Origin of the sequence: Streptomyces shenzhenensis (assembly GCF_021462265.1) — a bacterium.
In the GTDB taxonomy this organism is placed as follows: Bacteria; Actinomycetota; Actinomycetes; order Streptomycetales; family Streptomycetaceae; genus Streptomyces; species Streptomyces shenzhenensis.
Genome location: NZ_JAJONF010000208.1, coordinates 1 through 416, shown reverse-complemented (window position 1 = coordinate 416; position 416 = coordinate 1). Strand labels below are relative to the sequence as shown.

1 protein-coding gene is annotated in these 416 nt (G+C 72.1%); it reads left to right on the top strand.

The features are described 5' to 3' along the window. Positions 1-416: SDR family NAD(P)-dependent oxidoreductase (locus LQ326_RS47495; protein WP_268208476.1), on the top strand; the 416-nt coding region annotated here is incomplete at both ends.

Sequence of the window (416 nt, the reverse complement as noted above, 5' to 3'; positions counted from 1 at the left end):
AGGTCAGCGACGAGGACTGGCAGAAGGTCTTCGGGCTGACCTTCTTCAGCGCCGTCCGCGCCAGCCGCGCGGCCCTGCCGCACCTGCTCGCGGCTGAAGGGGCGTCGATCGTGAACATCAGCTCGATCAACGCCCGGCTGCCCTTCCCGATGGTCGTGGACTACTCGGCGGCCAAGGCGGCGCTGACCAACCTGAACAAGTCGCTGTCCGAGGAGTTCGCCCCGCAGGGCGTGCGCGTCAACGCCGTCTCCCCGGGCCCGGTCCGCACGCCGTTCTGGACCGCGCCGGGCGGCTTCGCCGACGCCACCGCCGCGGCCGCCGGCACCACCGCGCAGGAGGCGCTGGACGTCGTCGTACCGCAGAGCATGGGGATCACGTCCGGCCGGATCACCGAGGCGCACGAGGTCGCCGACCTC